The organism is Leptospira koniambonensis (genome assembly GCF_004769555.1).
Classification (GTDB): Bacteria; Spirochaetota; Leptospiria; order Leptospirales; family Leptospiraceae; genus Leptospira_B; species Leptospira_B koniambonensis.
Genome location: NZ_RQFY01000004.1, coordinates 795,267 through 816,429, shown reverse-complemented (window position 1 = coordinate 816,429; position 21,163 = coordinate 795,267). Strand labels below are relative to the sequence as shown.

Genomic DNA, 21,163 nt, shown 5'->3' with positions numbered 1-21,163 from the left:
TTAATGTAAGGTTCCGAATGCAAAAGCCGGTAGTATTAACAATCGCAGGTTCAGACTCCGGAGGTGGAGCAGGCATCCAAGCAGATCTAAAAACTTTCAACTCCACCGGGTCTTTCGGAACTTCCGTAATCACTTGTTTAACCGCTCAAAATCCAGATGGTGTCACAGGAATTTTAGAAATAGATCCTGATTTTCTTGAAAAACAACTTATAGCTGTACTTTCTTATTTTCCAGTAAAAGCAATTAAAACCGGAATGTTATTCTCCGAAAGCTTAATCAGAAGAATTTCAAAAATCTTAAAAGACTATAAGGCTAAAGGTCAAAACTTCGAATTAGTTTTAGATCCTGTGATGGTTGCCACAAGCGGTGCCAAACTTCTGCAAGATGAAGCAATCCAATCTTTAATTTCAGAATTAATTCCTATGGCGAGTCTCGTTACTCCAAACTTGGATGAGGCAAAAATTTTAGGTTCTGGAGAAATTTCTAAAATTGAATCCATGGAACTAGAAGCAGTTTCTCTTTCTAAAAAACTAGGAGTGCCTGTTTTATTAAAGGGCGGTCATATAAAAAATTCCATAGAAGCGCTGGATGTATTAGGAATTCCGAATGGAGAATCCTTCAAATACACAAAACCTTTTGTCGAAGATTTCAATCCTCATGGAACAGGGTGCACTTATTCTTCTGCGATAGCCTCTTATTTGGCACAAGGATCCTCGCTTTCTGAGTCTGTCACTAAGGCGAGGGAATTCCTACATGCGGCGATTTTACAATCGTTCCCGGCAGGAAAGACCAAAACACTAAATCATAATCCAAAGATCTAATTTTTAGGAACTAGTCCCAGTTCTTCCTTAGAAGCTTTTTCTAAAATTTCTAATGGAAGAGAACCTTTTCCTAAAACGAAGCCGTGATACTCTTTAATATCGAAAGCTTCTCCTTTGACTGATTTCCAATCCTCTCTCATTTTTAGAAAAGAGATCATTCCAATCTTATAAGAACAGGCCTGTCCAGGATATACAATATATCTTTCAATCTCTGTAGAGACTTCTTTTGGAGCCATGCCGGTATTGTCAGACATATAACGAATTGCGTCTTCTCTACTCCAACGTTTATAATGAATTCCTGTATCCACAACCAAGCGAACTGCTCTAAATAGTTCTGCTTGTAGTCTTCCTAAATCTACATTCGGGTCTGAGTAAAAATTATAATCTTTTGCAAGTCTTTCCGCGTATAAGGCCCAGCCTTCTACAAATGCAGTGAAATGTGTGGTTCTTAATTTTCTAGGGGCAGAGGTTAATTCTTGGGACCAAGCAATTTGTAAATGATGTCCCGGAATTGTTTCATGATAAGTCAATGTGTTCATCCCGAATTTAGGGATTTCTTTTAAGTCGCGTAAATTAGCGTAGAATACACCAGGGCGTTTGCCATCTAGACTTGGTTCTTCGTAATAAGCTCCAGGTGCTCCTGCCTCTTTGAATTCAGGGATTCTTTCTACCTGAACTTTTGCTCTAGGCCAAGAAGGAAAGATAGGTTTAGATTTTTCGATAGATTCTTTTAAGATCTCTTTATAGACCTCGATAACTTTTTCTTTTCCTTCAGGAGTATTTGGAAATTGGAACTCAGGCTTTTCTCTCAACTGCCTCATAGTAGTTTGCAGATTTGAAACTTTGATCCCTGAAGTTTCCAAAATAGATTTCATTTCAGTTTGTATTCTAGCAACTTCTGAAATTCCGATAGAATGGACTTCCTCAGGAGAAAGATTTGTAGTAGTATGATATTTTAAAGTATGTTCGTAAAACTTCTCACCATTTGGAAGTTTCCAAACTCCTGCTTTATTATCCGCCGACTTAAGTTGTTGTTCTAAAAAATTTTGGAGTTTAGAATACGCCGGATAAACAGAAGTTTCTAATACCTTTTTTACTTCGGCCAAGGAAGAAGTTTTTTGATCAGAAAGGATCTCATCATTCTTCTCTAATTTTTTACGAAGGCTAACATATAAAATATTATCTTCCGGATTTTTAACTCTGAAATTTTTTAATTCGTCCAAAACCCTTTTTAAAATAAAATCAGGCGGAATCACTCCGTTGGAATGTCTGACTTCCAAACCTCGGATCACTTGATCCAACTTTTCAGAAATCCCTTTTAACCTTGTAATGTAAGATCCCACATCTTCATAATCTTCTATCATATGAGAAGTTGCTAAGAAGGAAGGAATATGATTTTGAACACCGAATAGCTGGTTTACTGGATAAGAATTATAGATGTATTTTTCGTAATCCGCCGCAAGTTCCAGATCCCATTCTAAAGCTTTATAATAGATCCTATCTTCACCACTTAGTCTAGAAGAATCATAAGTCCTAAGTGTTTCCAGATCTCTTTTTGCTTTGTCTGCTCTTTCCATTTCTTTTTCGGGAGAAGAGTCAGACCATTTGTAATTATGAGAAGTGATTCCCCAAGAATCCAAAATTCTAAGAGATGTTAAAGTTTCAGGATCATCCAGAACATTCTCCCAAAAGATCTTTTCATAGTATAAACCTAATGTGATCGGTCGGAAATTGATTGTGTGCCATATTAAAATTCCGAGAGAAAGGACAAGTACGATAATAACAGATAAAGAGATGATTAAGATCTTCTTCAGCATGGATGGTAACTCCGATGTTTAGAAAAGTGGAATAAGAATTTTAGATAAAAATACGAGTAATAATGTCCAGATCGCGGAGGAAGATACCGCAAAAGAAAAATGATTTTCCCAATTTAACAAAGGAACACATACAAATAAGAACATTCCGAAATAGGACAGGTAAGGATTACGAAGATATAAAGTCTTCTGCCATTCGAAAAATCCTTCTCTAAAATCTTTTGCATCACCTTTGAATTTATTCAAAAAGATCCATTCTGAAATAAATCCGAAGATGGAGAATGTAAAAAAGAAAAAGGAAATTAGAAGCACCCAAGACCAATCTAAAAATGGAATTGGATTCAAGGCGTGTATGATAGGAAGAGCAAAAGTGATCAGAGCCGAAAAAGGGAAAAAGAAAGCAGTGCGGAATAATCGGCTCTCAGATAAAAATTTGAAAAAAGGAATTCTTCCAGGTAACTGATAAGAACCACAAAACAAACATTTTTCCGAATCGGAAAGAATGGAAGAGCCGCAGTTCCTACAATAGAAATTCTTTTTAGAGACTTCGGCTGCTTCCGACACTTAAAACCTCAGACCTTCTTAATTAAACTTTCAATCAAAGCTCTTAAGAAAGCTTCTTTAGGAGTTCCGCTTTGGATCGGTTTATTATTAATAAATAAACTAGGTGTACTGTGGATCTCTACCTTCTCAGCATCATCTACTTCTTTATTGATCTGATCACGAACTGCAGTAGAAGACAAACAAGCGCGGAACTGATTCATATCCAATCCTTCTTGTTGAGCTAAACTCAAGACAGAAGCTGGAGAATGAGCGATACGATTCTCAGTGTTTCTATAAAGTCCTTCGTAAACCGCAGGAAATTTATTCTGTTTATCCGCACAGATCGCGGCAGAAGCAGCCACACAAGAACTTGCATCAGGGCGAGGAGATTGAACCATTCGGTTACAATTCGCATCTAACGGGAAATTTTTATAAACGATCTTCACAAGCCCTGGATAATCTCTCAAAACCCTTTTTAAGATATGAGAAGTATCCATACAGTGACCACAATTGAAGTCAGCGAATTTTACGATTGTGATCGGAGCATTAGGATCTCCTTGTATAGATGAACCTTTCAGATCAATCGGAACCGGCTGGGCCTTTTCATAATCAGCCATTTGTTTTTGGATCTGAGCTACGCCAGTATGTTCTCCATCTACCAGAGAATCATGGAAAGATTTACCACCGATCTGGCCTGCCGCTAAGAACAATAAAACTACTATATAAGAATTTAAACCTTCGAGTTGTAAGATACCCAATGCTTTTTTCAAGGACTTGTCCTTATAATCTTTAATTTGGAAGAAGGTTCCAGCGACCAAAATCAAAGTAGAGATCCAAGTAACCGCGCATAGCCCGCAGATCGCATCTATGTAAAATACAGAAGCAGAGAATAATCCAAGATCGATCACCAATGCTACAAGCAAAATGTAAAAGGAAAGAAGAAGGTACCCTTCTTTGTTTTCAGGACTTTTTTCTGATCTTACAAAAAGGTATGTAACAAATCCGTAAAATGCGAATCCGAATAGAGCGATAGGAAGATCTCCTAACCAAGGAACATTTCTGATCGCAGAAATGCTACTTTCGGAGACCTTAGAACAAGATCCTGATTCACTGACTGCATCACAGAGAGATTGTGCAAGTCCGTCAGCAGTTTCTCCGCCGAAATATTTTCTGATCAATAAGAACGAGATAAACGCCGCGATACCGGAAATTACGGCAAGAATAGAGCTAGGGGACAGTTTTTTCATTCGGGACTCCGATTACAAAATACCTTTATACGTACCTGGAAGGCATAAGGAAAGAAAAAATATGCGAATCTGTACTTATAAAAGGGAATTAAAAATTAATCGGAGCCCAGGCTTGTGATAGCTTCGGCCAGATCTATTTTACCTTCGTATAAAGCTTTTCCAGTAATCACACCATACATCGGAACAGAAGTCCCCAATGCGGACAGCGCCATGATATCTTTCAAAGAAGAAATACCACCTGATGCAATTACCTGAAAATTATATCTGCTTAAAATTTCCTTATATGCGTTAAGGTTTGGACCCGCCAAAGTTCCATCTTGGGCAATATCCGTAAAAATAATATTACGGATACCAGCTTGTTGCATTTTTTCAAGAAGGTCCAGATACTTCACACCGGAGTCTACTTCCCAACCTGCAATTTTGACTATGCCGTCTCTGGCGTCCACTGCTACGACGATCCTATCCTCTCCGTACTTTTTGAGTGCGAAGTCCAGAAGTTCTGGATTATTAACTGCAGCAGTTCCTAGAATAAAACGATCAATACCGATTGAATCGTAATATTCTAACTTCTCCTTATCTCTGATCCCGCCGCCTAGCTGGATTTTTAGCTTAGAAGATTTACGAATTTTTGAAATAGCTTCCGTGTTGATCCCGATCTGGTTTCTTGCACCGTTCAGATCTACAAGATGTAAAAGAGTAGCACCGTTTCTTTCGAAACCTTCTGCAAGTTTCCAAGGTTCGGTGGAATAGATCGTTTTCTCGTCGTAATTGCCTTTGAATAATCTAACAGCGCAATTATCCAACAAATCAATGGCAGGAATTAAAATCATAAGGATTGAATAAAGTTCTCCAGAATCTTTAAACCGAAGGAATAGGACTTTTCGGGATGGAATTGAGTTCCGAAAACGTTTCCTTTCTCAACTACTGCTGGGAACTTCTCCCCATAATAATCGCAGAAGCCTGTGATCGCGGAATTCTCCACTCCAACGGGACGGTAGGAGTGTATAAAATATGCGAAGGATTCGTCTTCTAAATTTTTCAATAAATTACTTTTGGAAGGACTTCTTTGGTATAATTTATTCCATCCGATATGAGGGACCTTATAATTTTTTCCCTTAAACTTTCGGATCTTACCTTTGACATAACCTAGTCCAGGAACAGTTGTATTCTTATTTCCTGAAATAACCTCGTCAGAATCTTCGAACAAAATTTGAAAACCGATACAGATCCCGAACAAAGGTTTTTCTGCCTTTACGTGATCATCGACAAAAGTTCTCAGACCTGATTCATTTAGATTTTTCATTGCCTTATCAAAATGACCATCACCAGGAAGAATGATCGCATCCGCTTCTTTCAAAACGGACGGATCCTTAGTATAAGAAAAATCTTTAGTAAAAAGTGAGATCGCTTTTAAGCAGGAGTGAATATTTCCCATTCCATAATCAAGAACGGCTATCATTCCAAGACACCTTTAGTAGATGGAATTGCTCCGCCGGAAGCAGGATCAATTTCAATCGCCATTCTTAAAGCCTTACCGAAAGCTTTAAAAATAGATTCATGAATATGGTGACGGTTTTCTCCGTAATGAACATGAACGTGAAGATTCATCTTAGCATTCAAGGCAAACTTCTGTAGGAATTCCAACGACAGCTCTGCATCATAAATACCAAACTTACCTACAAGTTCCGGACCGGTGTATTTATAATAATATCTACCACCCAAGTCCACAGCAACAGTGGTAAGAACCTCGTCCATTGGAAGAGTATAATGACCGTACCTTCGGATACCTGCCTTGTCTCCCAACTGCTTATGAAGAGTTGCGCCAAGAAGGATCGCAGTGTCCTCAACGCTATGGTGGCAATCAATTTCTATGTCGCCTCTCAGCCATAGATCAATATCCAGAAGACCATGTTTAGAAACATGGGAAAGCATATGCTCGAAAAACGGAATTTGAGTATCGAATTTATAATTACCTGTACCCCGAGCATTCAGGGAGAGCTTGATGTCCGTCTCCGAAGTTTTGCGTTCTTCTTTCATTCTATCCTGACCCTACTTTCCTATTAATTATCGTGTCAATGAATTCCAAAAATAAGCTGACGGAAAGTCCCTAAAGGCAAAATTATCCGCAGGGAAACACCCTCCAAACACTAGTCGAAGTGGCGGAATTGGTAGACGCACTGGTTTCAGGTACCAGCGGGTAACACCGTGGGGGTTCGAGTCCCTTCTTCGGCAAAAAATTTCACTAATATCAAATTAGGATCTAAGGGACTCGAAGCGAGTCCGAGAAAGCAAACATAGCGACCCGTAGGAAGCGTAATGTTTGCGACCGAAGGACAGGATGTCCTGAGGCTCGGACGAGACGCCGTGGAGCTCAATCGAGCAGGATGCGAGATTGCGAAACGGCGAGTCCTTATTTATTGAGGCCAGTGAGACACGCCGCGGAACCAAGTTTTGCTGGATGGTAAACTGCGTAGCGGGCGAGTCCCTTCTTCGGCAAAATCACCCTCTTCTTTCAGAAAACCAAAAATAAAACGCAGGAACGACAAACCTGCTCAACACTGTCGCCGCAATCTCCCCGAAAATTAAAGACACCGCCAGACCTTGAAAAATTGGGTCGAATAACATTACAGAAGATCCAACAATCACTGCTGCTGCTGTCAAAAACATTGGACGGAAACGGACTACTCCTGCATCCAAAACAGCTCTTTTCAGATCCTTGCCTGCTTCGATCTCTGCTTGAATAAAATCCACTAAGATGATTGAGTTTCGAACTATGATCCCAGCTCCCGCAATAAATCCGATCATGGATGTCGCAGTAAAATAAGCTCCCGAAACTAAATGCCCCGGAATAATTCCGATAAGCGAAATAGGTATCGGCGCCATTATGATAATCGGAAGTTTATAATCTTGGAACCAACCGAGAACCAAAACATAGATCAAGATCATCACAACTGCAAACGCCCCGCCTAGATCACGAAAGACCTCGTATGTTATGAACCATTCTCCATCCCATTTTAAAATTGGATGTTTTGTATTCCAAGGCACCTCGGAAGTAAAAGTTGGATATTTGATTTTTGGACTCAACGAAAGAATTCCGTAAACCGGCGCTTCTTCTTTTCCAGAAAATTCTGCAGTCACATATTCTACAGGTTTTAGATTTTTTCGATGAAGTACTTTTGAAGAAATTCTCTCTCCTTCTCCAACTAAATTTTTAGGAGAAACGGATCCAGAAAATTGAGAGGATAGATCCCAACTGGAAAATGGAGAATGCGAAGATCTAAATTCGCTCGGAACAGATAGATCCACAGAAATATCCTCCGGATGTTCCGATTCAGATAGGATGAATGCAGGAGTTTCTCCGAAGAACAATCCAGCGTTTCTTGCCATTATCGAAGATGGAACTCCAGCAAGTCCTCCTTTATCAAATTTGAAAGGGTATCTTATCTTAGGCCTGATCTCAGAAAGACTGGAATCCAGATCTACAATTCCTTCCTGACCTTCCGCAATTGAACGAATCTCTTTGGCGACTTTGATCCTTTCGCTTTCAGTGGGCCCATATATTTCTATAACTAGTGTAGAAAGTACCGGAGGCCCAGGAGGAATTTCCAACACCTTGCTAAGTACAGAATTTTCCTTATTATATTTGTCTAAAATAGGCCGAATGGATTCTATAATTTCGTGGCTATTTTTCTTTCTGGAATCTTTATCTTTTAATACAATATGAAGATCCGATTTCCATTCCTCTCTTCTTAAAAAAGTATGTTTTACCATTCCAGAAAAAGAGAAGGGCGCAGGCTCTCCCGCAAAAATCTGGACCTTCTCCACATTCTCTTCTTTAAGAATCGATTTTGCAAGTTGCGAACTTAATTCTACAGTTTTAGAAAGAGGAGTCCTTGGATCAAAATCCAGTATGATCTGAAATTCATCTTTATCATCAAAAGGCAACATTTTCACTTTCACAGCTTTAAATGCCACCAAGGAAACTGAAATAGCAAATAGTGCTATAATCAAAAGGATCATTTTTATCAAGTTTGATTTAGATTCTAAAAGCCATCCGGCAATTTTTAGATAAATACCATCTAAACGAGAAATTTTCTGTTTAGTTGGAGCCGCGTTATGTTCTTTCAAAATTTTTAAACTTATCCAAGGAATAACGGAAAACGCTACAAAAAGAGAAAGAAGCATAGCAAGGCTTGCTCCGACAGGAATTGGTTTCATATAAGGCCCCATTAAACCACGTACAAAGGCCATCGGTAATATCGCAGCAATCACTGTGAAAGTTGCCAATATAGTCGGATTTCCCACTTCCGAAACTGCATCTATGATAGATCTGATCTTACTTTTAGTTCCAGGAAACTTAAGATGTCTTTCTATATTCTCGACCACAACAATTGCATCGTCTACGAGTATACCTATTGAGAAAATCAAAGCGAATAAGGTAACACGATTCAGAGTGTAATCCAGAAGATAATAAATTGCTAATGTAAGAGCCAAGGTGACTGGGATCGCTACGAATACTACGAAGGAAGCTCGAAATCCCATCCATAAAGCGATCAAAACGGAAACTGAAATAGTTGCTATAAGAAGATGTTCAATTAGTTCTTTTGATTTTATTCCTGCAGTTCTACCGTAATCACGTATTACGCTAAGTTTTATTCCACTCGGAAGGTCTTTTCTAAATTCATCTGCTCGTTCTCGGATAATTTTCGCTAATTCTTCTACATTCGTTCCTTTTCTTTTTGAGAATACGATCGTAACTGCATTTTCCCCAATACCCAGGTGTTCCTTCTGAAACAAAAAAGATTGTTTGCTTCTCTCTTGAGGTCCTTCGTATACTTGAGCTATATCTCCTAGTTTAATAACTTTTCCCCAACTTTGTTTGATTGGGATTTTTTTAAGATCATCCGTATTTCGGATCGATGACCCGACCTCTATATCGTAAACGTTTTTTGCTCCCCAGTTCTTTCCCGCAGGAAAGTCAGAAGAATTTGCCTGAAGACTTTGTGCAATTTGGATAAAATCTATGCCAAACTCTTTCATTCTTTCTGGATTTGCGATCACTCGAACTGATTTTTTTCTTCCTCCTAATAACTCGACCTTGGAAAGATCGGGAGTAGAAGATAGTTCTCTAGCCAAAGGAGAGATTAAACTACGAAGAGAATAATCATCTATATCAGTAGAGCTGAAAGTAAGAGCCAAAAAAGGAACATCATCAATTGTATAAGAATTTACTGATGGATCAGATGTATTTGGAGGAAGTTGATTTCTGACCTCTATAATTTTGTGATGGATCTTAACCAAAGACGGCTCTAAAGGTTCTCCGACCTTAAAGCGGACGGTGACCAAAGATTGATGATCTTTGGTTGCAGAATAAACATACTCTACTCCTTCCAAACCCCATACGGATCTTTCTACTGGTTCCGTAATTTTTCTTTCCATCTCATTTGCTGAATATTGAGGAGAAGAAAATGAAATATCCACCATAGGAACTGAAATCTGCGGCTCTTCTTCCTTAGGAGTTAGATATACTGATAAAATTCCGGCAAGGATGCTCGTTATAGCAAAGATAGGAGTCAATTTAGAATTGATAAATTTTCCTGCTAGTATCCCTGCGAAACCTTCGGATTGTGTTTGTTTATTATTTTCCTTCATTGTTTTCCTCGGAATAAAGGATGAGCTGAGCTCTCGTTTTTAAATATTCCAAATCCATAAACTCTTTTCTGGATAAAGCATCAGAGGTTCTTGAGAAACTTTCTGCCAAACTTAAAGCAGGAATATTTCCTCTTTTAAATAATGATTGAGAAAGAAGAAGTTGTTCATATTGTATCCGATAGGATTGCTCGGAATCTTTTCTATTTTCAGAAAGTACTCTTTCCTTTTCTAAAAGGATCCTGAACTCAGAGTTTTCTTTCATTCTTGCCTCCTTCGCTTTTGTTTCTGCCGCTTCGGCTTGGATCATCGCTTCCTTTTTGGAACCTATATCAGTAGGACTTAGAAGATTCATTTGCAGAAAAACTCCTGCATTATAAGAATTTGCAAAATTCCTATCACCATTGTATCCATATGCTTCTGCATAAACTCCTACCTTAGGTAGAAATTTAGAATTCTCCATTGTTACTCTTTGTTTGGATATATTTGAATGAGATTCCAAAATTTTGGAAATCGCAGTCTGTCTTTCTGATTCAGAAGACGGCAGTGGTAAAACTTCTTCATAAAATCGAGAAGACATTTCAGTAGGTTGTAAATTTTCAATTACGCCTCCGGACAATATTCTGATCAATTCTATGGATTCTTTTTGATATAGTTCTTTCTCCTTTATTTCAGAAGAAACCCTAAGTTGAACGGATCTTAATGCGAGAAAACCGGAATGTCCGATCGGATTTCCGACGGCATCCAATCTATATGATTTTACGAAGGAGTTCAGTTGACGTAACATTTTCTCTCTCTCCCTAACTCCGTCTAAAAAGACCAGAGAAGAACGAAATGCTACGGCCGTTTGAATATATAAAGTTTTTCTAAAATACTCTGATTCCAGAACATAAGATTGAAGTTCTTTATCTTTAATTTCCTTAAACGCTTTTCCTGATCCACCTTCATATACGGAAAACTCCAATCCCAAGGTTCCGCGCGAATATACATTACTACCCGGATGATTTAAGGTATCTTTCGCAAAAATATTTGCCGAATTCGGATTTACGTTTTGATAAAGCTGGTTATTGGAATCCAAAAAATTGGAAAGATTAGATCGATTGCTCGCAGTGGAAAAATCAGATTGAGTTGCGGATCTTTGACCCAGTTTTCCTGTAAAATTTAACGTCGGATCATTTGTTTGATATGTACGAACGTCCGCGTATAATTTAGGAAACCAATGTAAACCTGCTCTAGCGCTCGCGGATTTCGCGGCTTCTATCTCCAAACTTTTAGTTTGTAAAGAAGGAGAATTCCCAGCCACCTTTTCCCAGACCCAGAAAAAATCCATATTAGAATCGGAAGCTCTCCCCGGTAGAGATATTAAAACCAATACCCCGCCAAGTATGAGTGATAGAACAGATTTATATCTCATTGGAATTACCTATCAGATCCGCATTTATTAGGAACACCCAATCGAGTCAGAATAAACCCCATAGGACAAAATCCAGTTAGAGAAAAAAGAACCATATTGATCCCAACCAAGAAATTCAGAACCAGCCCCCAGGGACTAAAAAAATGGGCTATGATCAGACCGATTAAAGAGAACGTACCCGCAATCAGGAATAAAACCCTTTCCAAATACCAACTTTGATTATTTGTATTCTCCATATTATATACCCCCCTAGGTATACAATATCCATATACCGGTGGGGGTATATGGATTGTCAATAGAAATCAGAAGACTGAGTAAATTTAGGCGTCCGAAAGATATTTCCGAACGCAATGATAGAGAATTAATTAAAAGGAGGGATTAGAGAGAAAATGCTGCTTTAATCGCTTTTTTCAGGTTTTTTTGGATAGAAGCAGAGGATTTTTTTTCAGAGAAACATCTATCCATGTACTCCTGAACGTAAGCCTCTCCAAATTTTTTAAGGGCCTGGCTAGAAGCTTTGAGTAGTATTAATGTTTTTTCACAGTCTTCGTCTTTATTATACAAACTCTTTTCTAATGCATCTAATTGACCTTTAATTCTATGCAGTCTATGAGTAAGTTGTTTTCTTATTTCATCTAATTCCATAACATATACCCTGTATGGTATATCAATATGTCAAGGATTATCCTAAAACCTATCTTTAATCCGCACATTCTTACAATAAAAAAGGATGGATTACACATCCGATTGTTGGATCTATTAGTTCAGATGAAATCCATTCTAAGTCTTAGTTCTATCTTATTAATTTCCTGCGTCGGTTCTGCCCAAAGAATGCAACAGGTCTATACGGATCATCCGGACATTAACAAGGCCTGCATCCAGTTCCTATCTTCCGAAAAAACAGCTACTATTGAAAATGAACAAATCATGTTGGATACTTTATATAAAATATCCGAACAGAATATCCGAGAAACGTACTTAACCGGACAGATCGTGTATGTTCCAGAATCAGGAGAAGGAAAACATCTTCTGTTGAACAAAGATGGAAGACTCGAATATTATCGGATCAAGTACGAGACCTTAAATGCCAAAGAAGGAACAGAATACTTTTGTGCAGAAAGACTTCGAATAGATTTGGAGAAGAGGTTTCAGACAACTTCAGCAAAATTAAAAAAGAATCCGTTGGATTTGAAAGCCAGACAAGAGCTCGAAACCAATTTAGGATCATATCTTAAATTCGCAAATGTAGTGCAGGGCAAGTCTCAGATCATAAGAAATTTTCTATTCTTCTCCCTTGGAAAATATATGAAGGGGGACCAAGGACTTCCTGTTTCTCCTTGTGAATTTACTCAAAAAATATTAAAGCCTATCACAACCGCCACTTCTGATTTGACTGATGCAGATTCTAAACTTGCATGGGCTGCCAATATCCAAATTTTTACAGCCTACGAGTTGGGATTTACGATGGCTGGCTATTGCAAGTAGTCATTCAACTAACTTTGTTTAGTTTAATTTTACTTTGAAAATTTGCGATGTAGGAACTCCAACATCGGATTGTAAAGCGTATGGATCGGTTTTGAGATAAAACAATTTAGAATTCTTCTGATTCTTCTTGACCTCAAGTAATTCAGTGCAATAATCTTGGCCCGACAATTTATGCGGAGAAGTTTATGCGTTCCACTATGATGGATTATCCATTGGTTTTGCCTTCCATTCTAAAAAGAGCGAAAGAGGTTCATCCTCATAAAGAAATCGTAACCAAATGGCATGATAATTCCATCCAAAGACTGACTTACGGAGAATTTTATAAAAGAACCATTCGTTTGATGAGCGCATTAAGGAAAGCAGGTGTAAAACCGGGAGAAACAATCGCTACTTTTTGTTTAAATCATTCTGTTCACTTGGAATTATATTTTGCGATCCCTAGTATTCGTGCAGTTCTTCATACGATCAATATTCGATTATTTCCTGAACAACTTACTTATATCATTAATGAAGCTAAGGACAAATTTATATTTGTAGATAAATCTTTGGCTCCTGCCATCGAAAAGAATTTAAGCCAGATCCATGGTGTGCAAAAGTTTATCATTATAGATGATAAGGAGAATGTTCCATTTCCAAATCTTCCAAATGCAATTTCGTATGATGATTTTTTGAAAACAGGAGATGGGGTAGAAAATTTCGAACCTATAGATGAGTTCGAAGCCGCTGGGATTTGTTATACTTCTGGAACGACTGGAAATCCTAAAGGGGTAGTTTATTCTCATAGATCTACTTATTTACATTCAATGTCCATCTGTATGGGAGATGCTTTGTGTATAAGAGAAGCAGAAACTGTTCTTCCTGTAGTTCCAATGTTCCATGTAAATTCATGGGGAATTCCTTTCGCCTCAGTGATGACCGGATGTAAGTTAGTATTTCCCGGAAAACATCTTTTGGGTGCTTCTCTCGCGGAATTATTAGAATCGGAAGAAGTTACATTAACTGCTGGAGTTCCTACAGTTTGGAATGTTCTCTACCAACACCTAAAGAAAACTAAATATAATTTGAAACTTCATACAATGGTAGTAGGGGGCTCTGCCGCACCTCGAGGTTTGATCGAAGGTTTCGAAAAAGATTTTGGGATCTCCATTCTTCATGCTTGGGGAATGACAGAAACTTCTCCCGTTGGAACCGTTTCTCATCTTCGTGGTTTTATGAAAAACTTGGATGACAATAAAAGATATTCTTATAGAGCCAAACAAGGTGTGCCTGTTCCGGGTGTAGAGATCAGGGCAATCGATGATAATGGCAAAGATGTTCCTAAAGATGGAAAAACTCCAGGAGAACTTTTAGTACGAGGACCTTGGATTGCCGCTTCTTATAAAAGTGGAGAATCTTCCGAATCTTTTACTTCCGATGGTTGGTTCCGCACAGGAGATGTTGTTGTTTTGGATGAGTATGGTTACATGCAGATCACAGATCGCAAAAAGGATCTGATCAAAACCAGAGGAGAATGGATCTCTTCTGTTGATATGGAAAACCTAGTCATGGCAGATCCGGATGTATTAGAAGCAGCGGTTGTAGGAAGAAAAGATCCAGTCAGAGACGAAGCTCCAGTTATATTTGTAGTTCCAGTAGAAGGTAAAGAAGTAGATCCGAAAAAAATACATGATCGACTCAAAGATAATTTTGCTCACTGGCAATTGCCTAAGCTAGATGATATTCGGTCGGTTTCTGCGATCCCAAAAACCAGTGTAGGTAAGTTCGATAAGAAAATTCTAAGAAAAGAATTAGAAGAATAGACCTCTAGTATTCGCATCCAATTCTAGGAGAGTGAGTAAATCTAACGGCACTTTAATCCTAATACTTGGGGCATTGACTGCAATTGCACCTTTCTCGATCGATATGTACCTTCCAGGTATGAATGAGATCGCGAAAGATCTTGGGACCCCGATCTCAGACGTGCAACTAACGTTAACTAGTTTCTTTTTCGGAATTTCTTTCGGACAATTATTTTACGGACCAATCGTTGATCGTTTCGGCCGTAAAATTCCTCTACTCGTAGGTCTTATATTATACATCGTAAGCTCCTTGGCTTGCGGATTTTCGAATTCAGTTAATTCATTAATATTCTTCCGCTTTTTACAATCTTTAGGTGCTTGTGCCGGAATGGTTATCCCAAGAGCAGTCGTAAGAGACGTGTTCTCTCCTCATGAAGGAGCAAAAGTTTTTTCTCAGATCATTTTAGTAATGGGAATCGCACCTATACTTGCTCCTACTGTAGGAGGACTTCTTCTTCAGTTTGCTAGTTGGAATTGGATCTTTTTTACTCTAACTGGTATTTCTACTTTGATGCTTTTTGGATCGCTATTGGTTTTCCAAGATACCAAAGGTGGAGACTCTTCTATCTCTCTTAAGATAGCTCCAGTGATCAAAGAATATATCGAAGTATTTTCAAATCCTATCTTCAAAACATACGTTCTTAGCTCTGGATTTTCTGCATCTGTGATGTTTGCATATATAGCTGGTTCTCCATTTGTATTCATGGTTTTGAATGGGCTCTCTCAAACTGAGTATAGCTATCTTTTTGGATTTAATGCTTTCGGTTTGATCCTTTCTAGTCAGATCAATCGTATTCTTCTCAAAAAATTCGAAGCAGCTACTATTGTGAAGTATGTAGGTTATTCTTATCTAATACTTTGTTCTTTGCTTATTATTTTCGAAATTTTAGGCTTAGGATTTATTCCTATGCTTGTTTTGATCTTCTTCTTGGTGAGTGCGTTCGGATTAATTGTTCCAAATGCTTCTGCACTTGCGATGGCTCCTTTTTCTAAAAATGCGGGAAGTGCATCAGCTTTAATGGGTGCATTACAAATGGTATTCGGTGCAGTTTCTACTGCAGCAGTCAGCCTTCTTCATGACGGAAGCGCTTATCCAATGATCACAGTAATGTCTATGTCCGGCGTAATGTCTTTGGCTTGTTTATTCTTCTTAGGAAAAACCCATAAGAAAATTAAAGAATCTTAATATTCTTTGTGATTGAAATAAGAAGAAGGAATGAAGGACCCGAGAATTCGGGTCTTATCAAAGATCTGTTTTCTGTTTAATTGCGGGTGTATCTTAACTCGCTGATAAGCACCACTTTCGAAGAACATGGCTCCAGCAAATTATCCGCATAAGAATCCAACAACTTTCCTAATCTATTTATTTGAGGAAAGTCCCGCCCGGAAATCTGGGAATTTGGAATTTGGTCCAAGACCTCAGTATTGGGTCGGGTATTCAAGGCTAGCCTCCGGATTGGGATAAGGCGAAGAATTGAACCTTCTCCGAACCATGTCAAGCCTATTGGACATAATTCGGGAAGATTTTGGGACCTTGTCAAATCTCCGTTCTAAGCACTTTTAGCGAAGAAGGTTAATAGGGTCCCCTTGGAGAAAGCCTTACTCCTCGGCGTTAAGGCCAAGTTTAGATTCAATAGCTTTTATTCTTCTGGCCCATTTTTGGAAATTGACCACGTTTTTAATATTCACTCTGAGCTTTTGGAATTCAGGGAAAGTCAATCCATAGTCCCAACCAACATAGATGTCCGGCTTTGAAAGAGTATTTCTGACAGAAGTTCCGCCACCCACGATGGTTCCGCTTGCGATGCTAAGGTGATCTGCGATACCACAACCGCCACCAATGGTACAATTATCTCCGATTGTAGTGGAGCCTGCAACACCTGTATAACCAGCAATCACAACATTTTTTCCTAATACACAATTATGACCGATATGGACTAGGTTATCAAATTTACATCCATCTCCAATGATTGTATTTTCCAAACCGCCTCTATCGATCGCGCTATTGGAACCCATCTCTACATCATCACCCACAATTACTGTTCCAACTTGAGGGATCTTATTATGTTTACCGTTTGCGAATACAAATCTGAATCCGTCTCCGCCTACAGTACAATTTCCGAAAGACTTAAATCTTTTTCCTATGATGACCCCGTGGTGGATCACGTTATTCGGTCCTATATGTGAACCTTCTCCGACTTTTGCGCCTCTTCCGATACGAACTCCGTCTTCTAAGATTACGTTATCTCCGATCTCAGCATCTTCCGCAACGGACGCAAAATTCCCTATATAACAATTTTTACCGATCTTTGCTTTAGGATGAACGTATGCATTCTCTTCTACTTTGTTTTCAAACTTGTGAGGAGGATAGATCAGATCCAAAATCTGAGCGAGTATCAAATCCGGTTTATCTACAACCAGACAAGGTACTTCTAATTCTTTTGCGAACTCAGAAGTAGTTAGTACGATACTAGAAGCGGTCTTCTTTGCCTCATTTAACATCTTCTTATTTGCGAGAAAACTAATGCTGTTCGTAACTCCCGGGTTAACCGGAGAAACAGATTCCACCTGAACTTTTTTGGGGTCCGCGCAATTTTCTATTTTTGCTCCGGAAATTTTGGAAGCCAGTTCTTCCAAGGTATATCTAGCCATTAAGACCCTCTTTTCTAGACTTTTATTATCTGCCAACGTATCGGTGGATCGAATTCGGATCTATCCCAAATTTCAGAATGAGTTACTCGTAGAAACCAATGAATATCTAAGACTAAGACTTATATGCGAATTAAAGATAAAGAAGACATAATACGGAGGAACGGCACTTCTTCTTATAGAAATATCCCGTTTGACGAATTAGCTTCTGAAAAAAATCTGTAATACATTAGAAATCGACACCAGGATCCAGCCCGCCTATGAAGCCCGTTAGAGAGCCGCAAATCAATATATTCAAAAAATCAAGCCCGCTGAAAGCTAAGGTTATCAGTAATGTACTTCTTACTCCAGAAACTGGAAAAGGTAAAAGACCTAAAAAAGAAGGCGAATCATTAATTCATAGAATTACTATAGCTATCGATCATAGCCAGTACCCATATTTAATCGGACAATCCGGTGGTATCATTCCTCCTGGAGAAGACCCTGAGAAAAAAGCAAAGGGACTTGCGGACGCAGCTTATACAGTTCGTTTATATTCAATCGCTTCTCCTAGTTATTCTTTCGGAATGAAAGAAGATACAATCGAATTCATTATCAAAAGAGATAATGTTTACGATGCAGATGGAAATGTTCAATTCAAAGGAGTTTGCTCTAACTACGTTTGTGATCTGAAAGAAGGTGACGAAGTAGTGATGACTGGACCTTCCGGAAAAAAATTCCTTCTTCCAAGCTCTGACTTTTCCGGAGACATCATGTTCCTCGCAACTGGAACTGGTATTGCTCCATTTGTTGGAATGAGCGAAGAACTTCTTGAGCACAAACTTATCAACTTCACCGGTAATGTAACTCTCGTATACGGAGCTCCTTACTCCGACGAGTTAGTAATGATGGACTATCTCAGAGGATTAGAGCAGAAGTTCCCGAATTTCAAATTAGTAACTGCTATCTCTAGAGAAGAAAACAATCCTTTCGACGGCGGAAGAATGTATATCTCTCACAGAGTTAAAATGTTAGAAGCAGAAGTGAAAAAAGTTCTCTCTTCTGGAGGACGTTTTTATATCTGCGGTGGTCCGAAAGGAATGGAAAAAGGAGTAATCGAAGAAATCCAAAAGATCGACGGAAACTCCGGAACTTACGAAGAATATAAACATCATCTGGAAGGCGCCCACCAATTATTCGTGGAAACCTACTGATCCATTTTCTAAAATTTTTCTAAGTAAAAGGCTCCCAACTGGGGGCCTTTTTTTATGGAAAACGACTGGAAATCCAAAACCGGGAATTTAGTCTTTTGCCGTCAGGAAGGGAAAACTATGAGCGTAATCCGAGATATTGATAAAGGCAAAGGTGAGATCATCCGAGTCGAAATTTCAGAATTTAAAGGAAATAAATATCTGAACTTAAGAGTTTGGTACACAGATAGCGAAGGCGAATACAAACCTACTCAAAAAGGGATAGCGATCCCGGTTGGATTATACTCAGAAGTAAAGGATGCAATACTTGCGGCGGAAAGCTCTTTAAGCTAAACCGCCTTACTTTCTATCCAGGCCTTTAGTAAACTTTGGGCCTCTTCTTCTGTTTCAGAAGCACGAATATGAGATTCCAATCGAGTGATCGAGAATACTTTTTTAACGGAAGATCTTAGATTACTTACGATCAATTCTCCGCCTCTTTTTCGAAGCCAGCCTGCGACCTGTATCAACATACCAATCGCAGAAGAATCTATATAAGAAGATTTGGCCAGATTGAATACGATATATCTGTAACCTTCTTTCATCTTTTCTTGGATCGCTGTTTTGATCTCAGGGCATCTATAAAGATCTATATCTTCATTTGTACGATACGCATAGATCTGATCGTGGTATTCCACCCCATCGTCCGGGAAATTTTCCATCGCTCCGTACTGCAGTTCAGAAGCAGAAGCCACCAAATGTTTTGCTGCAGTCGGAGAATTTTCTAAGATCCGATTTTTTAAAGAACTTACTCTAAAGCCAAGAGTTTGTAAAACTTCGGGAGCTAATTCTTCTTTTTCGTTAATTTCTTTAATGAGATCGTTTAAGAGCGCTATCGATTCATCCGTATAACCTTCTTTTAAAAGTGTTCCGGCTTTTCTTAAACCTTTTCCGGTTTTAGCGATAGTAGCCTCGACAACGACGTCTGCATCCTCCTTCGCAGAGTCATCGTTCCAATCCAAAGGAATATCTATAGTTTTTTGTTCTAGCTTAGCACCATCTGTTAACTCGTAATAACTTGCAGAAATATTAATATTAGGAGGTGTATCTTTTTTGGTTGGGCGAAGTTGAACGACCAGACTTTTTACATCGTCGGCCCTCATATCTCCAACTTCTAAAACTAATGTTTTAGTACGTCCTGTCTCTTCGGGGTCAGGTTCTTGGTAAGAAGAAACTTCTGAAACTAAATCCAGATAATCTATTCCTTTCGGAAAATCTACTTTGAGTTCTATGGATTGAGCGTATAAGGTCCCAATATCTCCGAATTCTTTGAAGAAAATATCTCCAGTCTCTTCAGGAGTTTCTACATAATAGAAATTTCCTCCTCCAGATTCTGCGATCTCCTTTAGGAGTATTTCGTTGAAGTCGTTACCGAAACCGATTACAGTTGTGCTGATCCCTTTTTTATAAGCATCAGCTGCAATCTGGATCAACTGAACAGGATCCTTAATTCCTAATGTTGGATTTCCATCAGTAAGAAGAATAACACGTTTATAACCATCAGCAATCGGATGTAATTCTAATGTTCTGAGAACATGAAGCCATCCACCACTTAGGTTGGTAGAAGTACCCACTTGGATAGAATTCAATCTGTGAATGACTGAATTTTTTTCGGCCAGAGGAACTAGAGGTTGGATGACCTGGACGTCTTCTGCGTAAGCAACAGCGGTTAAAAAATCACGACGGGTCAACCAATTGACCAAGGAAGAAGAAGCCTGGATCACAGAATCCATTTTACTTCCTTTCATGGACCAACTTCTGTCCAAGGCTAAACCTAAAACTAGAGGTTGTCTTTGCGCGGAAGCGGGTCCCGTAGGAGAATTTAAACGTACAAGTAGAGTGTTGGTCTTTGCGGAAGAACCGGCCGGTCTCATCAATTTGGCCGAAAGAATCATGCGCTAGAAAAAACCATTTACATACGCTAAGAGCAAGAAGAATTTAAAAGAGAAACGGAAATAGAAACCGAAAATGAGCCAAGAAATTATAGAGCCGTTACTTAAGGTTTTTTTAGACCGATTTGCGGAAATTCGAACTCAAAATTCGGAGGAGATCCCTAGTTTCACACAAATTTACAAAAACGGAAGTCTTGTCTGTGAAGCTTTCAACTCAGTGGAAATTTCTGAAGATTCTTCCTTACATAGCGAAGTTCTTGCGATTTCAGAAGCAAAACGGATCTGCAAGGAAAGATATCTCACAGATTGTATCCTACTTACTACGCTTGAGCCTTGTTTGATGTGTGGAGGTTCTATTCTTCTTTCTAGAATCCCTAAAGTAGCATATCTGGTTCCTGCAAAATTGGGAGAAGGGATTTCTTCACTTCCTCTTGAAACGATCTATAGCAGAAATTTTTTTCCAGAACTTGTACTAATTAAGTCAAAAACGACCACAGAGTTATTCAAAACTTTCTTCAAAGATAAGAGAAATTAGACGGACTTTTAGGCTTTTCCTTCTTTCTTGTCCCATGCTATCTGGTA

19 protein-coding genes and 1 tRNA gene are annotated in these 21,163 nt (G+C 38.8%); 8 read left to right on the top strand and 12 right to left on the bottom strand.

Features of this window, described 5'->3' with window-relative positions:
* The first annotated feature begins 17 nt into the window (after positions 1-17).
* A complete protein-coding gene (gene thiD / locus EHQ52_RS07885; RefSeq protein WP_135614657.1) occupies positions 18-821 on the top strand; it encodes a bifunctional hydroxymethylpyrimidine kinase/phosphomethylpyrimidine kinase in 804 nt (267 codons plus the stop codon).
* Here the strand turns inward: thiD and EHQ52_RS07880 are convergent.
* The 6 genes from EHQ52_RS07880 to hisB form a co-directional block, all read right to left on the bottom strand.
* A complete protein-coding gene (locus tag EHQ52_RS07880) occupies positions 818-2,638 on the bottom strand; it encodes a DUF885 domain-containing protein (protein WP_135614656.1) in 1,821 nt (606 codons plus the stop codon). The two genes, thiD and EHQ52_RS07880, sit on opposite strands and share 4 nt — an antisense overlap.
* 18 nt (positions 2,639-2,656) lie before the next feature.
* Positions 2,657-3,199 carry a hypothetical protein gene (locus EHQ52_RS07875; protein WP_135614655.1) on the bottom strand — a complete coding sequence of 181 codons (543 nt, stop codon included), beginning with the start codon at positions 3,197-3,199 and terminating at the stop codon, positions 2,657-2,659.
* A gap of 8 nt (positions 3,200-3,207) precedes the next feature.
* Positions 3,208-4,425: a vitamin K epoxide reductase/DsbA family protein gene (locus EHQ52_RS07870; RefSeq protein WP_135614654.1), complete on the bottom strand. Its 1,218-nt coding sequence runs from the start codon at positions 4,423-4,425 to the stop codon at positions 3,208-3,210.
* 95 nt (positions 4,426-4,520) lie between these two features.
* On the bottom strand, positions 4,521-5,255 hold the full coding sequence (gene hisA / locus EHQ52_RS07865; RefSeq protein WP_135614653.1) for a 1-(5-phosphoribosyl)-5-[(5-phosphoribosylamino)methylideneamino]imidazole-4-carboxamide isomerase: 735 nt from the start codon (positions 5,253-5,255) through the stop codon (positions 4,521-4,523).
* A complete protein-coding gene (hisH, locus tag EHQ52_RS07860) occupies positions 5,252-5,884 on the bottom strand; it encodes an imidazole glycerol phosphate synthase subunit HisH (RefSeq protein ID WP_135614652.1) in 633 nt (210 codons plus the stop codon). Before hisH ends, hisA begins: the two co-directional genes overlap by 4 nt.
* A complete protein-coding gene (hisB, locus tag EHQ52_RS07855) occupies positions 5,881-6,462 on the bottom strand; it encodes an imidazoleglycerol-phosphate dehydratase HisB (RefSeq protein ID WP_135614651.1) in 582 nt (193 codons plus the stop codon). Before hisB ends, hisH begins: the two co-directional genes overlap by 4 nt.
* Before the next feature lie 113 nt (positions 6,463-6,575).
* On the opposite strand from hisB, the gene EHQ52_RS07850 reads away from it, so the two are divergent.
* Positions 6,576-6,657 (top strand) — tRNA-Leu (locus EHQ52_RS07850).
* Positions 6,658-6,924: 267 nt separating this feature from the next.
* Here the strand turns inward: EHQ52_RS07850 and EHQ52_RS07845 are convergent.
* The 4 genes from EHQ52_RS07845 to EHQ52_RS07830 all read right to left on the bottom strand — a co-directional run bounded on the left by EHQ52_RS07845 (position 6,925) and on the right by EHQ52_RS07830 (position 12,133).
* Entirely contained in the window at positions 6,925-10,077 is a 3,153-nt protein-coding gene (locus EHQ52_RS07845) for an efflux RND transporter permease subunit (protein ID WP_135614650.1), read from the bottom strand.
* Positions 10,064-11,488 carry a TolC family protein gene (locus EHQ52_RS07840; protein WP_135614649.1) on the bottom strand — a complete coding sequence of 475 codons (1,425 nt, stop codon included), beginning with the start codon at positions 11,486-11,488 and terminating at the stop codon, positions 10,064-10,066. Before EHQ52_RS07840 ends, EHQ52_RS07845 begins: the two co-directional genes overlap by 14 nt.
* A 5-nt stretch (positions 11,489-11,493) precedes the next feature.
* Positions 11,494-11,724, bottom strand: a complete 231-nt coding sequence (locus tag EHQ52_RS20410; protein ID WP_135614648.1) for a YgaP family membrane protein — start codon at positions 11,722-11,724, stop codon at positions 11,494-11,496.
* Between the two features lie 142 nt (positions 11,725-11,866).
* Positions 11,867-12,133: a metal-sensitive transcriptional regulator gene (locus EHQ52_RS07830; protein WP_135614647.1), complete on the bottom strand. Its 267-nt coding sequence runs from the start codon at positions 12,131-12,133 to the stop codon at positions 11,867-11,869.
* A 123-nt stretch (positions 12,134-12,256) separates the two neighbouring features.
* Between EHQ52_RS07830 and EHQ52_RS07825 the strand changes: the two genes are divergently transcribed.
* From EHQ52_RS07825 to EHQ52_RS07815, 3 genes are all read left to right on the top strand, one after another.
* A complete protein-coding gene (locus tag EHQ52_RS07825) occupies positions 12,257-12,973 on the top strand; it encodes a hypothetical protein (protein ID WP_244244819.1) in 717 nt (238 codons plus the stop codon).
* 185 nt (positions 12,974-13,158) lie between these two features.
* Positions 13,159-14,772, top strand: coding sequence for a long-chain fatty acid--CoA ligase (locus EHQ52_RS07820; protein WP_135614646.1), 1,614 nt, complete (start codon positions 13,159-13,161; stop codon positions 14,770-14,772).
* 31 nt (positions 14,773-14,803) lie between these two features.
* Positions 14,804-15,997, top strand: coding sequence for a multidrug effflux MFS transporter (locus tag EHQ52_RS07815; RefSeq protein WP_279638299.1), 1,194 nt, complete (start codon positions 14,804-14,806; stop codon positions 15,995-15,997).
* Between the two features lie 413 nt (positions 15,998-16,410).
* Here the strand turns inward: EHQ52_RS07815 and lpxD are convergent, their stop codons facing one another.
* Complete coding sequence (gene lpxD, locus EHQ52_RS07810) at positions 16,411-17,463, bottom strand: UDP-3-O-(3-hydroxymyristoyl)glucosamine N-acyltransferase (protein ID WP_135614645.1); 1,053 nt, start codon at positions 17,461-17,463, stop codon at positions 16,411-16,413.
* 257 nt (positions 17,464-17,720) lie between these two features.
* Between lpxD and EHQ52_RS07805 the strand changes: the two genes are divergently transcribed.
* Together EHQ52_RS07805 and EHQ52_RS07800 are read left to right on the top strand one after the other, a co-directional pair.
* Positions 17,721-18,653: a ferredoxin reductase domain-containing protein gene (locus EHQ52_RS07805; protein WP_135614644.1), complete on the top strand. Its 933-nt coding sequence runs from the start codon at positions 17,721-17,723 to the stop codon at positions 18,651-18,653.
* 117 nt (positions 18,654-18,770) lie between these two features.
* Complete coding sequence (locus EHQ52_RS07800) at positions 18,771-18,983, top strand: transcriptional coactivator p15/PC4 family protein (protein ID WP_162494896.1); 213 nt, start codon at positions 18,771-18,773, stop codon at positions 18,981-18,983.
* Here EHQ52_RS07800 and EHQ52_RS07795 read toward each other — a convergent pair.
* Positions 18,980-20,584, bottom strand: a complete 1,605-nt coding sequence (locus EHQ52_RS07795; RefSeq protein ID WP_135614643.1) for an anti-sigma factor antagonist — start codon at positions 20,582-20,584, stop codon at positions 18,980-18,982. The genes EHQ52_RS07800 and EHQ52_RS07795 overlap by 4 nt on opposite strands.
* Positions 20,585-20,657: 73 nt before the next feature.
* Here EHQ52_RS07795 and EHQ52_RS07790 point away from each other — a divergent pair, with 73 nt between their 5' ends.
* Positions 20,658-21,116, top strand: a complete 459-nt coding sequence (locus EHQ52_RS07790; RefSeq protein ID WP_135614642.1) for a nucleoside deaminase — start codon at positions 20,658-20,660, stop codon at positions 21,114-21,116.
* The last annotated feature ends 47 nt before the right edge of the window (positions 21,117-21,163 follow it).